The following is a 13,089-nucleotide window of genomic DNA, read 5'->3' on the forward strand; positions in this document are numbered from 1 at the left end:
GCGCGGTGCGTCAGGCGGGGAAGCCGCCGGTGTCCAGCGTCAGGTCGAACGGCGCGGGGAGGTGGATCTCCTTGCCGAACGGCACCTTGGTCGCGCCGGTGTACACACCGTTCTCCGGTCCGGAGAAGAGGGTGACCTCGCCCCTGTCCGTCTCCGGGTCCCAGCGGTCCACGAGCAGGTACAGGGGTATGCCGGCGTGGGCGTAACCCCAGAGCTTGGGTTTGCGGTCCCGGTCGGCGGTGCTCCTGGAGGTCACCTCGACCACCAGCAGGGCGTCGGAGACCAGGTTCTCGGGGTCGTACTCCATCACGGAATGCGGGATGACCAGAAGGTCGGGGATGTACAGGCCGCTCCGGAAGGGCACACGTACATCGACGGTCTGGTGGACCTCTGCCTCCGCGATCGAACTGCCGTCGCGCAGGATCTCGCGGGTGAGGGCTTTGCCGACCTGCCATACGATCTGGCTGTGTTCGGGCTTCGGGGGTGTCGCGAGGACAAGCGCGCCTTCGATGATCTCGGCCCGACATCCCTCGGGCACGTCCAGTTCTTCCCAGGTGCGCAGCATGAACTGCCAGGAGAGCAGTGCTTCGGGTTCCACCGCCGCGATACTCATCTGCCGCGTCACCTCCGGTAGCTGAACGTAGCGAGGCACGATCACCGATGTGCTGGTTTTCAGACTAACCGGCGGGCTTCTTTCCCACACCGGTTTCCGGAACGGGTTTCGGCGCTGCTGTAATGGGCGTATGACCAGCGAACCCGACCCCTTCCCGCGTCCACCGCTCGACACGGCGGCGCTCGACGCCGTCCTCGTCCGGCCGGGCGGCCTGTGGCGGCGGATCGAGGTGCTGCCCGAGACCGGGTCCACCAACACCGACCTGGCCGCGCGCGCCGCGGCCGGCGCCCCGCACGGGAGCGTGCTGGTCACCGAGCACCAGACCGCGGGCAAGGGCCGGCTCGGCCGCGGGTTCAGCGTCCCCCCGAGGGCGGCCCTCACCGTGTCGCTCCTGGTGCGCCCCGACGCGCCCGTCTCCTCCCTCAGCTGGCTCTCCCCGCTCATGGGTGTGGCCGGGGTCGGCGCGGTGCGCCGCCTGACCGGGGTGAAGGCGTCCCTGAAGTGGCCCAACGACGTGATCGTCCCCGCCGGGCTGCGGTCCGGTGCGGCGCGGTCGGACGGCAAGCTCGCGGGCATCCTCGCCGAGGTCGACTTCTCCTCCGGGAGTCCCGCCGTGGTCGTCGGCATCGGCCTCAACGTGTCCCAGTCGCGCTCCGAGCTGCCCGTCGACAACGCCGTCTCCCTGCGCGGCGAGGGCTCCGCGGCCCTGGACCGCGGCGCGCTCCTCGCCGCCGTCCTGGGGGAGTTCGAGGAGCTGTACACGGTGTGGACGGCGGCCGGGGGCGACGCCGAGGCCAGCGGCCTGGCCTCCGCCTACCGGGACACGTGCGCCACCCTGGGGCGCCCGGTCCGGGTCCACCTGCCCGGCGGCCGGGTGCTGGAGGGGACCGCGACGGGTGTGGACTCCGAGGCGCGGCTGCTGGTCCGGGGGCCGGACGGCGAGCGCGCGCTGAGCGCGGGCGACGTCGTCCACGTGCGCCCGGGCGGCTGACCGGCCCGCTCCGCCGGACCGGCCGCAGGGGCGGCGGAGCGTCGGTCGGGGGTTGTCCACAAGAGGGCTTCCGCTCACTCCCGCGGCCGACCGCCTTGTGCCATCATCACCGTTATGGCTATCGCGGACCGCTGCCCCTCCGACGACGAGGAGCCCGACACCTCCCTCCGGGAACGCATCCCGCGGTACGGGACGTTGTCCGTACAGGCGGCCTCCGAGCAGGAGGGGAGGGTCCTGCGCCGGGCGCCGAGACCCGGGCGGCCCCGGTCCGGGGCCCGAAGACAGGCCGACGCCGCCCGGAGACCGGAGCCGTCGGCGGGGCCGCAGAGGTGACCATGCGCCTCCGGTACGCGCCCGCCCCTTCCGAGGAGGGGGCACGGGCGTAAGCTGGAGGTGATCCGCGCCGCGTCCCGGCACGGTGACGAGGCGATTGCTCCCCGGCATCCGGGGATGATCCGTGAAAGAGAACGTATGCCGTCGCGTCCGGACCCGAAAGCGATCGAGGCCGCCCTCCTGGGCGGCGAACCCGTCTACACCCGGGAACAGGCGATCGAGCTCGCCGGTGCCGACCCCGAGCTCGCCGGCCGCATATGGCGCGCCCTCGGGTTCCCCAACCAGGGCGAGGAGACGGTCACCTTCGCGGAGAGCGACGTGGAGTCGCTGCGGATCGCCAACAGCCTGCTCCGGGAGGGCATCCTGGACGAGGAGGGCGTGGTCCGCTTCGCCCGCGCCATGGGCCAGACCATGGCCCGCCTCGCGGACTGGCAGACCAGCATCCTGAGCACGCTCATCTACAAGGAGGGCGTGGACTCCGCGACCCCCCTGATGAACCAGGTCAAGGAGCTGCTGCCGGACGTCGAGCGCCTCCTGCTGCACATCTGGCGCCGCCAGCTCTCCGCCTCCACGGCACGCACCCTCGCGGTGATGTCCAACGGCACCGACGGGGTGCCCAACTACTACCCGCTGGTCGTCGGCTTCGCGGACCTGGTCTCCTTCACCACGCTCAGCCGCGAGCTGGACGAGGTGGAGCTGGCCGGGGTGGTGGAGGGCTTCGAGGCCACCGCGGCCGACATCGTCGCCTCCGGCGGGGGCCGCGTCGTCAAGACCCTCGGCGACGAGGTGCTCTACGTGGCCGACTCCCCGGCCGAGGCCGCCGACATCGCCCTGCGCCTCGCCTCCGGCGTCAAGACCCACGTGGAGGTGCCCGACGTGCGGGTCGGCCTGGCCGCGGGGCCCGTCCTGACCCTGCACGGCGACGTGTTCGGCACGACCGTCAACCGCTCCAGCAGACTGACCTCCTTCGCCCGCCCCGGCACCGTCCTCATCGACGAGAGCCTCGCCGAGAGCCTCACCGACGAGGACGGGCTCCAGGTGGTCAGGGTGAGGGCGCGTCACGCGCACGGGCTCGGCCTCATCCAGCCGTACGCGCTGCGCCGCAACTTCGAGCCCACCGGGCTCTGAACCGCCCGGCCGGTGCGCGCCGCTCCCGGCCCCGGGGGCGCTCCGACTCTCACTCCCCTCTTACCGAACAGGCGTGTGCGGAAGGTGCGGGAGGGATAGGCTCGGAACCGCCGTACCGGCCCACAAGACGTCAGGTGATGAGCCCTGTGAGCGTGCCTCCTCCCATCCAACGCCTGCGCACCTCGGGCATTTTCAGCCTGGAGGGCGGCGAGTTCGATGTCGAGAACAACGTGTGGATCGTCGGCGACGAGGACAGCGCGATCGTCATCGACGCCGCGCACGACCACCAGGCGATCGCGCGCGGCCTCGGCGACCGCGAACTGATGGCCATCGTGTCCACCCACGGGCACAGCGACCACGTCAACGCCGCCGTCGCGCTCGCCGACCTCGCGAACTGCCCGATCCTGCTGCACCCCGACGACGCGGAGCTCTGGCACCACGTCCACCCCCACCGCGAGCCGGACGCGCCGCTGCTGGACGGAGAGGCGCTGCTGGCCGGGGGCGTGGAGCTCCAGATCCTGCACACGCCGGGCCACACCCCCGGAGGGGTGTGCCTGTACGCGCCCGAGCTGGGCGCGGTCTTCACCGGGGACACGCTCTTCCCGGGCGGTCCGGGGGCCACCGGGCAGCCCTTCTCGGACTTCCCGACGATCATCGCCTCCATCCGCGACCGCCTGGCGCCCCTGCCGGGGGAGACCGTCGTCCACCCCGGCCACGGGGAGACCACGACCGTCGCCGAGGCCGCCGAGCACCTGGACGCCTGGGCCGCCCGGGGGTTCTGACCCGCTCGCCGGACCGGCTGCCGCCGCGCCGTCCGGCCGGGCCCTTCCCCGCCGGCCCCGTGCCCCGGCCCGCGGTCCCGGGGCGCGCGGCGCCCCGCGGGGGACCTCCCCAGCGGGGCGCCGCCGTCCACGGGCACGGCGTGCGGCCGGGCCCCGGGTCAGCCGTCCCGGCGGCGGACGTTGGGGACGATCGGGGTGTCCTTCGGGCGGACCCCGATCTTCGAGCCCAGCCACACCAGGGGGTCGTACTTGCGGTCCGCGACCCGCTCCTTCATCGGGATCAGCGCGTTGTCGGTGATGTGGATGCCCTCCGGGCAGACCTCCGTGCAGCACTTGGTGATGTTGCAGTAGCCCAGGCCGAACTCGTCCTGCGCGATCGCGCGCCGGTCGGCCGTGTCCTCGGGGTGCATCTCCAGCTCGGCCACGCGCATCAGGAAGCGCGGACCCGAGAAGTGCTCCTTGTTCTCCTCGTGGTCCCGGATCACGTGGCACACGTTGTTGCACAGGAAGCACTCGATGCACTTGCGGAACTCCTGTGAGCGCTCCACGTCGACCTGCGCCATGCGGAAGTCGCCCGGCTCCGCCTCCGGGTCCGGTGCGAACGACGGGATCTCCATCGCCTTCCGGTAGTTGTACGACACGTCGCACACCAGGTCCCGGATCACGGGGAAGGTGCGCATCGGCGTCACCGTCACCACCTCGTCCTCGTCGAAGACGCTCATCCGGGTCATGCACGAGAGCCTCGGCCGCCCGTTGACCTCCACCGAGCACGAACCGCACTTGCCCGCCTTGCAGTTCCACCGGACCGCGAGGTCCGGGGTCTGCGTGGCCTGGAGCCGGTGCAGCACGTCCAGCACCACCTCGCCCTCGTTGACCTCGACCCGGTACTCGGCGAGCCCGCCCTCGCCGGAGCCCCGCCACACCCTGAACACGCGCTCGCTCATGACCCGTCCTCCTCGGCGGCGCCGCCCGCCGTCTCGTCCGCCGGGTGCGCTCCACCCGCCGCGTCCGCCCCGTCCTGCCCGGGCAGCTCCTCCTCCGTCAGGTACTTGGACAGCTCCTCGCGCTCGAAGAGGGCGAGGAGCGCGGCCGGGATGTCCGCGACCGGGCGCCGGGTCAGGGTCACCCGGTCGGCCCGGTCCGCCCGCACCTCCAGGTTCACCCGCCGCCACTCCGCGGACATGGCCGGGAAGTCGTCCCGTGTGTGCCCGCCGCGCGACTCCTCGCGCTCCAGGGCGGCCGCGGCGATCGCCCGCGACACCAGGATCATGTTGGGAAGGGCGAGCGCCAGGTGCCAGCCCGGGTTGTAGACGCGGTCGCCGGGGGCGCTGAGCATGGACGACCGCTCCCCCAGGGAGTCCAGCCGGGCGACGGCCTCCGCCATCTCCGGTCCGCGCCGGATGATCCCCACCAGGTCGTTCATGGTGTCCTGGAGTTCGGCGTGGAGCGTGTAGGGGTTCTCGCCGCCGCCCTGCTTGAGGAACTCCAGTGCGTACCGGGCCGACGCTGCGGCGACCCGGTCCACGGCCTTCCCCGTGGCCGCCCCGCCGCCCGGCCCGTCCGCGTACGCGGCGGCGGCCAGGCCGGCGCGGCGGCCGAACACCACCAGGTCCGACAGCGAGTTGCCGCCGAGCCGGTTGGAGCCGTGCATGCCCCCCGCGACCTCGCCGGCGGCGTACAGCCCCGGCACGTCGGACGCGGCGGTGTCGGCGTCCACCCGCACCCCGCCCATCACGTAGTGGCAGGTGGGGCCCACCTCCATGGGCTCGGCGGTGATGTCCACGTCCGCCAGCTCCTTGAACTGGTGGTGCATGGACGGCAGGCGCCTGCGGATCTCCTCGGCCGGGAGCCGCGTGGACACGTCCAGGAACACGCCGCCGTGCGGGGAGCCGCGCCCCTCCTTGACCTCGTTGTCGATGGCCCGCGCCACCTCGTCGCGGGGCAGCAGCTCGGGGGGCCTGCGGTGGTTCGCCGGGTCGTCGTACCAGCCGTCCGCCTCCGGCTCCGTCTCGGCGTACTGGGAGCGGAACACGTCCGGCACGTAGTCGAACATGAAGCGCCTGCCCTCGGAGTTGCGCAGCACGCCGCCGTCGCCGCGCACCGACTCCGTGACGAGGATGCCCTTGACCGAGGGCGGCCAGACCATGCCGGTGGGGTGGAACTGGACGAACTCCATGTTGATGAGCGAGGCCCCCGCCCGCAGGGCCAGGGCGTGCCCGTCCCCGGTGTACTCCCAGGAGTTCGACGTGGTCCGGAACACCTTGCCGATGCCGCCGGTGGCGAGGACGACCGCGGGGGCCTCGAAGACCACGAACCCGCCGTCCGCGCGCCGGTAGCCGAACGCGCCCGCGATCCTCCCGCCGTCGGTGACGAGCTCGGTGACCGCGGTCTCGGCGAACACCCGCAGCCGGGCCTCGGGGTCGCCCAGCTCGGCGGCGTCGGCCTGCTGGAGGGCGACGATCCGCTGCTGGAGGGTCCGGATCATCTCCAGCCCGGTGCGGTCGCCCACGTGCGCCAGCCGCGGGTACTCGTGGCCGCCGAAGTTGCGCTGGCTGATCCTCCCGTCCGCGGTGCGGTCGAACAGCGCGCCCCAGTGCTCCAGTTCGAGGATGCGCTCGGGCGCCTCGCGGGCGTGGAGTTCGGCCATCCTCGGGTCGTTGAGGAACTTGCCGCCGCGGATGGTGTCGCGGAAGTGCACGCGCCACGCGTCGGAGGGGTTGGCGTTGCCCAGCGCGGCGGCGGCCCCGCCCTCGGCCATCACCGTGTGGGCCTTGCCGAACAGCGACTTGGAGACGACCGCGGTGCGCTTGCCCTGCTCGCGGGCGGCGATCGCCGCGCGGAGCCCGGCTCCGCCCGCACCGATCACCACGACGTCGTAGGTGTACCGGGTGATGCCGGTGTCTGCTGTGGGGGGCATGTGGGTGTGCCTTTCCAGGGGACGGCCCTCCCCGGGGCTCAGTTGAGGATCCGCAGGTCGGTGAAGGCGCCGCCGGCGACGAGGGCGATGTAGGCGTCGGTGGCCATCAGGGACGCGATGCTGAACCAGCCGAAGTACATGTGCCGGTTGTTGAGGGTCGAGACGCGGCTCCACATCCAGTAGCGGACGGGGTGCCGGTCGAAGCTGCGCAGGCGCCCGCCCATGATGTGGCGGCAGGAGTGGCAGCTGAGCGTGTAGCCCCAGAGCATCAGCACGTTGACGACCATGACGAGGTTGCCGAGGCCGATGCCGAAGCCGCCGTCGGTCCCGTGGAAGAAGGCGACCGCCGTGTCCCACGTGTTGACCAGGGTGATGGCGAGGGCGACGTAGAAGAAGTAGCGGTGGCCGTTCTGGGGGAGCATCAGCGGCCGGGTCTCACCGGTGTACCGGCTGTGCGGCTCGCGTACGGCGCACGCGGTGGGCGCCTGCCAGATCGAGCGGTAGTAGGCCTTGCGGTAGTAGTAGCAGGTCACCCGGAACAGCAGCAGGAAGGGCAGGCTGAGCAGGGCGTAGGGGACGAGCGGGGGGAACTCGAGGGGGAGCCGTCCGAACAGCGCGGCCTCGGGCGCGCACTGCTGTGCCAGGCACGGCGAGTAGAACGGGGTCAGGTAGTGGTGCTCCGCCACCCAGTAGTGGTCCTGCTGGAACACCCGGAGGGTGGCGTAGACCACGAAGGCGGCCAGGCCGGCGGTCGTGAGGACCGGGCCGAGCCACCACCGGTCGGTCCGCAGGGTTCGTCGGGGGATGCGCGCCCGGACGGCTCCGGTGCGCGCGCTGTCGTCGGGGGTCACCGAGGTCTCCACCTCCTGTGGAGAGGGCGCCGACCGGGCGCCGACCGGGGTGCGGGACCCCGGGCCCGGGCGGTGACCGCTCTCCGTGAGTGCTGCACGGCTGCGGGAGAAGCTGTAGGACCGGTCTGCAACGCAACGTTAGGACGTTGTGATCACGGTCACGTCCCGGCCGTGAAGAAACCCCTGGGAGGCGAGTGTGAAATAGGCCACTTTTAGTTATTCATTTGTGGCCTTTTGTCATTAAAAGCCAACGAACATCCCGAGTGTCATGTTCGTTGTTTTTGACAAAGGAGTGGCGATAGGGGGTGGGTTTGTCCTCTGGGGTTTTCGGGTTGCTCAGGAAATTTCCCCGGTATTCCTACCGGAGAACCTGTCTTCCTCGGGGCCGCCCGCACTCGCGTCCGCGATCAGCACCTCCAGATCCGGGCCCAGGTCCTCCTTCGACATCCCCAGCAGGTACTCGTTGAGGTGTCGGCGGAAGGCGTCCGCCGAGTGCGAGGGCTCCACGTCCTTGCGCCGCGCCAGGGCCACGGTCCGGAGCAGGCGGGGCCGGGCCAGGGGCGTCCCGCGCAGGCCCGGCCGGTTCTTGAGCACCATGCTCGGCACGACGGCGAGACCCAGCCCCGCCTCCACGAAGCGCAGCACGGCGTCCATCTCCCCGCCCTCCACCGCCAGGTCGGGCTCGAAGCCGGCGGCCCGGCAGGCGCGCAGCGTGGCCTCGCGCACGTCGTACCCGCGCCGGAACATCACCAGCGCCCGCTCCCGGAGCTCGGTGATCCGGATCGACGCCCTTCCGTTGGGGGAGGGCTGCGACATCGGGCTCACCACGACCAGGTTCTCCCTCAGGATCGGCGTGGTCGAGAAGTCGGGGTCGCTGCTCTGGAGGGGGAGGATGATCAGCGCCAGGTCCAGCTCCCCCCGCCCCAGGTCCCGGATGAGGTCGCGCGAGCCGCTCTCCTCCACCTGGAGTTCGATCCCGGGGAAGCGGGTATGGAAGTGGGCGAGAACATCGGCCAGCAGTCCCGCGCACAGCGAGGGGGTCGCCCCGAGGCGCACCCGCCCGCGACGCACCCCGGCCAGTTCGGCCACCTCCCGACGGGCCGTCTCCAGGTCGGTGAGCATGCGCTGGGCCAGCGGGAGCAGCGCCTCGCCCGCCGGGGTGAGTGTGATGTTTCCCCGGGCACGACTGAATAACGGCGCGCCCAACTCCCGCTCAAGGCTGCGGATCTGTTTGCTCAAGCTCGGCTGGGCGACGCGTGAAAGCTCGGCTGCGCGGGTGAAATGGCGGGTGCGGGCCACGGCGACGAAGTAAGCCAGCTGCTGGAACTGCATGCTCCATAGCCTAAGGCTATGGACACCAGGGTCCCGATGACTTGGACGTCCGAGTTAACCCGAAATTAAAGTGGCAGGCTGTGGCGAACAGTACCTTGACCAAGAAGCGATCTACGGCCTACAGGTCCACGGTGGCGCTCAAGTCCGCGATGGCGGTCACCGGCGTGATCCTTGTGCTGTACCTGATCGCGCACATGTACGGCAACCTGAAAGTCTTCTCGGGCCAGGAGGCCTTCGACGGCTACGCGCACGGCCTCCGTGAGCTCGGCTACCCGCTCCTGCCCGAGAGCGGCTTCCTGTGGATCGCGCGCGTCGTCCTGCTGGCGAGCGTCCTCATCCACATCTACTCCGCGGTGGTCCTCACGATGCGCGCGCGGAAGGCCCGCACCGACCGCTACCAGGTGAAGAAGCGGGTGCAGCGCACCTACGCCTCGTACACCATGCGCTACGGCGGCATCCTCATCGCGCTCTTCGTGATCTTCCACATCCTGCACCTGACGGTGAACGTCATCGCGCCCGGGGGCAAGTCCGACAGCCCGTACGAGCGGCTCGTGGGCGGTTTCCAGCCCGAGTTCTGGTACGTGACGCTGTTCTACGTCGCCTCCGTGATCGCGGTCGGTTTCCACCTGCGTCACGGTGTGTGGAGCGGGATGGCCACGCTCGGCTTCAACAAGGCCAGCCGTCAGAGCAAGATCAACGCGGTCGCCGTGGCGATCGCGGTGATCGTGACCGTCGGCTTCCTGCTCCCGCCCCTGGCGGTCACCTTTGGACTGGTGAGTTAATTGTCTGAGAACGACCTGTACATCGAGGGCGCCCCGATCCGGGACGAGAAGGCCCCCGAAGGCCCGATCAACGAGCGCTGGGACAAGCGCCGCTTCGGCGCCAAGCTGGTCAATCCCGCGAACCGGCGCAAGCTCTCCGTGATCATCGTCGGCACCGGCCTCGCCGGCGCCTCCGCGGCGGCGACCCTGGGCGAGGCGGGCTACAAGGTCACCTCGTTCTGCTACCAGGACAGCCCCCGGCGCGCGCACTCCATCGCCGCGCAGGGCGGCATCAACGCCGCGAAGAACTACCGCAACGACGGCGACAGCATCTACCGGCTGTTCTACGACACCGTCAAGGGCGGTGACTTCCGCTCCCGCGAGTCGAACGTCTACCGCCTGGCCCAGACCAGCGTCGAGATCATCGACCAGTGCGTGGCCCAGGGCGTTCCCTTCGCCCGCGAGTACGGCGGCCTCCTGGACAACCGCTCCTTCGGCGGCGTGCAGGTGTCCCGTACCTTCTACGCGCGCGGCCAGACGGGCCAGCAGCTCCTCATCGGCGCCTACCAGGCCCAGGAGCGCCAGATCGCGGCCGGCACCGTCAAGATGAACACCCGCCACGAGATGCTGGAAGTCATCGTCGTGGACGGCAAGGCGCGCGGCATCATCGCCCGCGACATGGTCACCGGCGAGATCGAGACGCACTTCGCCGACGCGGTGGTCCTGGCCACCGGCGGCTACGGCAACGTCTTCTTCCTCTCGACCAACGCCATGGGCTCCAACGTCACCGCCGCGTGGCGGGCCCACCGCAAGGGCGCGCACTTCGCGAACCCCTGCTACACGCAGATCCACCCGACCTGCATCCCGGTCAGCGGCGACTACCAGTCCAAGCTGACCCTGATGAGCGAGTCGCTGCGCAACGACGGCCGCATCTGGGTGCCCAAGGTGGGCGGTGACGACCGGGACCCGCGCCAGATCCCCGAGGGCGAGCGCGACTACTACCTGGAGCGCATCTACCCGGCCTTCGGCAACCTGGTGCCCCGTGACATCGCGTCGCGCGCCGCCAAGAACGTCTGCGACGAGGGCCGCGGCGTCGGCCCCGGCGGACTGGGCGTGTACCTGGACTTCGCGGACGCCATCGAGCGCCTGGGCCGCGACGCGGTCGAGGCCAAGTACGGCAACCTCTTCGACATGTACCAGCGCATCACCGGGGAGAACCCGTACGAGGTCCCGATGCGCATCTACCCGGCCGTCCACTACACCATGGGCGGGCTGTGGGTCGACTACGACCTCCAGAGCACCATCCCGGGCCTGTTCGTGACGGGTGAGGCCAACTTCTCCGACCACGGCGCGAACCGCCTGGGCGCGAGCGCGCTGATGCAGGGGCTGGCGGACGGCTACTTCGTCCTGCCGAACACCATCAACGACTACCTCGCGGCCGGCCCCTTCGAGCCGGTCGACGAGACCCACCCCGAGGCCGTGGCGGCCAAGGCGGACGTCACCGCGCGGATCGACAAGCTGCTCTCCATCAACGGCTCCCGCACCGTCGACTCCTTCCACAAGGAGCTCGGCCACATCATGTGGGACTACTGCGGCATGGAGCGCAACGAGGAGGGCCTGCGCAAGGCCATCGAGCTCATCCGCGAGCTGCGCGCCGAGTTCTGGCGCGACGTCAAGGTGCTCGGCACCAACGAGGAGTTCAACCAGGCTCTGGAGAAGGCCAACCGCGTGGCCGACTTCCTGGAGCTGGGCGAGCTCATGTGCATCGACGCCCTGCACCGGCGCGAGTCCTGCGGCGGTCACTTCCGCTCCGAGAGCCAGACCGACGACGGGGAGGCGCTGCGTCACGACGACGAGTTCGCCTACGTCGCGGCCTGGGAGTTCGGTGGCGTGGACAGCAAGCCCGTGCTCCACAAGGAAGACCTGGAGTACGAGTACGTCGAGATGAAGCAGCGGAGCTACAAGTGAACATCACCCTGCGCGTGTGGCGACAGAAGGGCCGTGACGACGAGGGTCGCATGGTCACCTACAAGCTCACCGACGTCTCGCCGGACATGTCCTTCCTGGAGATGCTCGACGTCCTCAACGAGAAGCTCACGCTCGAGAACGAGGACCCGGTCGCGTTCGACCACGACTGCCGCGAGGGCATCTGCGGCGCCTGCGGCGTCGTGATCGACGGCGAGGCGCACGGTCCCGAGCGCACCACCACCTGCCAGCTGCACATGCGCAGCTTCAAGGACGGCGACACCATCACGGTCGAGCCGTGGCGGGCCACGGCGTTCCCGGTCGTGAAGGACCTGGTCGTCGACCGGGGCGCGTTCGACCGCATCATCCAGGCGGGCGGCTTCATCAGCGCCCCGACGGGCACCGCGCCGGACGCCCACGCCAACCCGATCCCGAAGCCGGACGCGGACCGCGCCTTCGACGCCGCGACCTGCATCGGCTGCGGCGCCTGCGTGGCGGCGTGCCCGAACGCGTCCAGCATGCTGTTCACCGCGGCGAAGGTCACCCACCTCGGCATGCTCCCGCAGGGGCAGCCGGAGCGGGCCTCGCGCGTGGTGAAGATGATCAACCAGCAGGACGAGGAGGACTTCGGCGGCTGCACCAATATCGGTGAGTGCGCCGCGGTCTGCCCGAAGGGCATCCCGCTGGACACCATCTCGCAGCTCAACCGCGACCTGCTGGGCTCGCTCAGCAAGGGCATCGGCTAGGCACGACCTCTGCCGGGGGCGCACCCCGGTCCGGTCCCACGGGGCCGCACCCCTCCGGGGGTGCGGCCCCGTTCCCGTGCACGGGTCACCGCAGGGGGGCGGGGAGCTTCCTCAGCCGCTCCGCGATCTCCGGGATGTCCACCAGCTCTCCCGTGGTGACGGCGATCACCAGGTCGTAGGCCGCATCCTGGTCGACCGGGCCGAAGCCCTCTCCGTTGAGCCGGAGGAACGCCCTGGCACTGGTCCAGGCCAGCCTCTTGTTGCCGTCGGACAGCGGGTGCCCGATGAGCACCGACTGCATGAGGGCGGCGGCCTTCTGCCACAGGTCCGGGTACGCGTCTTCCCCGAACACGGTCGTCTGCGGACGCAGCAGGGCGGCCTGGAGCAGGCCGACGTCCCTCATGACCGCGGTGGCGGGCAGGACCGCCTGGACGATCACGGTGACGTCGGCCCTCGTGAGGTAGTGCGTCACTCGGCCAGCCTCGCCAGGAGTTCGGCGTCCTCCTGCGCGATGTCCAAGGCGTGCCGACGCACCCTCTCGGTCCGGCGGCGTGCCAGATACTCCCTGACGGCGGTCACGACCTCGGAGTTCACACTGGTGCCGTCCTCCTCGGCCGCCTCCTTGATACGGGCGTGCACGTCCTCCGGGAGGCGCAGATTCATGTTCATG

Annotated in this window: 14 protein-coding genes; 7 read left to right on the plus strand and 7 right to left on the minus strand. The window is 70.6% G+C overall.

Translation table 11 applies throughout. From position 1 onward, the window contains the following. Positions 1 to 10: 10 nt before the first annotated feature. On the minus strand, positions 11 to 613 hold the full coding sequence (locus ACQPYD_RS04265) for a Uma2 family endonuclease (protein WP_433699865.1): 603 nt from the start codon (positions 611 to 613) through the stop codon (positions 11 to 13). Positions 614 to 743: 130 nt separating this feature from the next. Between ACQPYD_RS04265 and ACQPYD_RS04270 the strand changes: the two genes are divergently transcribed. The 4 genes from ACQPYD_RS04270 (at position 744) to ACQPYD_RS04285 (ending at position 3,847) form a co-directional block, all read left to right on the plus strand. Next, entirely contained in the window at positions 744 to 1,604 is an 861-nt protein-coding gene (locus tag ACQPYD_RS04270) for a biotin--[acetyl-CoA-carboxylase] ligase (protein ID WP_433699866.1), read from the plus strand. A gap of 114 nt (positions 1,605 to 1,718) precedes the next feature. Next, positions 1,719 to 1,937: a hypothetical protein gene (locus tag ACQPYD_RS04275; protein WP_433699867.1), complete on the plus strand. Its 219-nt coding sequence runs from the start codon at positions 1,719 to 1,721 to the stop codon at positions 1,935 to 1,937. 138 nt (positions 1,938 to 2,075) lie between these two features. Beyond that, positions 2,076 to 3,065, plus strand: coding sequence for an adenylate/guanylate cyclase domain-containing protein (locus ACQPYD_RS04280; RefSeq protein WP_433699868.1), 990 nt, complete (start codon positions 2,076 to 2,078; stop codon positions 3,063 to 3,065). 137 nt (positions 3,066 to 3,202) lie between these two features. Next, positions 3,203 to 3,847, plus strand: coding sequence for an MBL fold metallo-hydrolase (locus ACQPYD_RS04285; RefSeq protein ID WP_330159692.1), 645 nt, complete (start codon positions 3,203 to 3,205; stop codon positions 3,845 to 3,847). 158 nt (positions 3,848 to 4,005) lie between these two features. Here the strand turns inward: ACQPYD_RS04285 and ACQPYD_RS04290 are convergent, their stop codons facing one another. From ACQPYD_RS04290 to ACQPYD_RS04305, 4 genes are all read right to left on the minus strand, one after another. Next, positions 4,006 to 4,791 (minus strand): succinate dehydrogenase/fumarate reductase iron-sulfur subunit, encoded by a 786-nt coding sequence (locus tag ACQPYD_RS04290; protein WP_433699869.1) that lies wholly within the window; start codon positions 4,789 to 4,791, stop codon positions 4,006 to 4,008. Continuing rightward, positions 4,788 to 6,764: a fumarate reductase/succinate dehydrogenase flavoprotein subunit gene (locus ACQPYD_RS04295; protein ID WP_433699870.1), complete on the minus strand. Its 1,977-nt coding sequence runs from the start codon at positions 6,762 to 6,764 to the stop codon at positions 4,788 to 4,790. The genes ACQPYD_RS04290 and ACQPYD_RS04295 overlap by 4 nt, the downstream gene beginning before the upstream one ends. Before the next feature lie 38 nt (positions 6,765 to 6,802). Further along, positions 6,803 to 7,615 (minus strand): hypothetical protein, encoded by an 813-nt coding sequence (locus ACQPYD_RS04300; RefSeq protein ID WP_433699871.1) that lies wholly within the window; start codon positions 7,613 to 7,615, stop codon positions 6,803 to 6,805. 336 nt (positions 7,616 to 7,951) lie between these two features. After that, positions 7,952 to 8,947 carry a LysR family transcriptional regulator gene (locus ACQPYD_RS04305; RefSeq protein WP_433699872.1) on the minus strand — a complete coding sequence of 332 codons (996 nt, stop codon included), beginning with the start codon at positions 8,945 to 8,947 and terminating at the stop codon, positions 7,952 to 7,954. A gap of 149 nt (positions 8,948 to 9,096) precedes the next feature. Here ACQPYD_RS04305 and ACQPYD_RS04310 point away from each other — a divergent pair, with 149 nt between their 5' ends. The 3 genes from ACQPYD_RS04310 to ACQPYD_RS04320 are packed head-to-tail and all read left to right on the plus strand — an operon-like array spanning position 9,097 to position 12,419. Next, positions 9,097 to 9,729 carry a succinate dehydrogenase cytochrome b subunit gene (locus ACQPYD_RS04310; RefSeq protein WP_433701947.1) on the plus strand — a complete coding sequence of 211 codons (633 nt, stop codon included), beginning with the start codon at positions 9,097 to 9,099 and terminating at the stop codon, positions 9,727 to 9,729. Beyond that, the gene (locus ACQPYD_RS04315) at positions 9,730 to 11,676 is read left to right on the plus strand and encodes a fumarate reductase/succinate dehydrogenase flavoprotein subunit (RefSeq protein ID WP_433699873.1); all 1,947 of its coding nucleotides are present in this window, start codon (positions 9,730 to 9,732) and stop codon (positions 11,674 to 11,676) included. It begins immediately after the preceding gene. Further along, positions 11,673 to 12,419 carry a succinate dehydrogenase/fumarate reductase iron-sulfur subunit gene (locus tag ACQPYD_RS04320; RefSeq protein ID WP_267948167.1) on the plus strand — a complete coding sequence of 249 codons (747 nt, stop codon included), beginning with the start codon at positions 11,673 to 11,675 and terminating at the stop codon, positions 12,417 to 12,419. Before ACQPYD_RS04315 ends, ACQPYD_RS04320 begins: the two co-directional genes overlap by 4 nt. An 85-nt stretch (positions 12,420 to 12,504) precedes the next feature. Here ACQPYD_RS04320 and ACQPYD_RS04325 read toward each other — a convergent pair whose 3' ends face one another. Then, on the minus strand, positions 12,505 to 12,891 hold the full coding sequence (locus tag ACQPYD_RS04325) for a type II toxin-antitoxin system death-on-curing family toxin (RefSeq protein ID WP_433699874.1): 387 nt from the start codon (positions 12,889 to 12,891) through the stop codon (positions 12,505 to 12,507). Beyond that, positions 12,888 to 13,088 (minus strand): YlcI/YnfO family protein, encoded by a 201-nt coding sequence (locus ACQPYD_RS04330; RefSeq protein WP_433699875.1) that lies wholly within the window; start codon positions 13,086 to 13,088, stop codon positions 12,888 to 12,890. The genes ACQPYD_RS04325 and ACQPYD_RS04330 overlap by 4 nt, the downstream gene beginning before the upstream one ends. Between the last annotated feature and the right edge of the window lies 1 nt (position 13,089).

It is taken from the genome of Nocardiopsis sp. CA-288880 (assembly GCF_050955985.1).
Taxonomy (GTDB): Bacteria; Actinomycetota; Actinomycetes; order Streptosporangiales; family Streptosporangiaceae; genus Nocardiopsis; species Nocardiopsis tropica.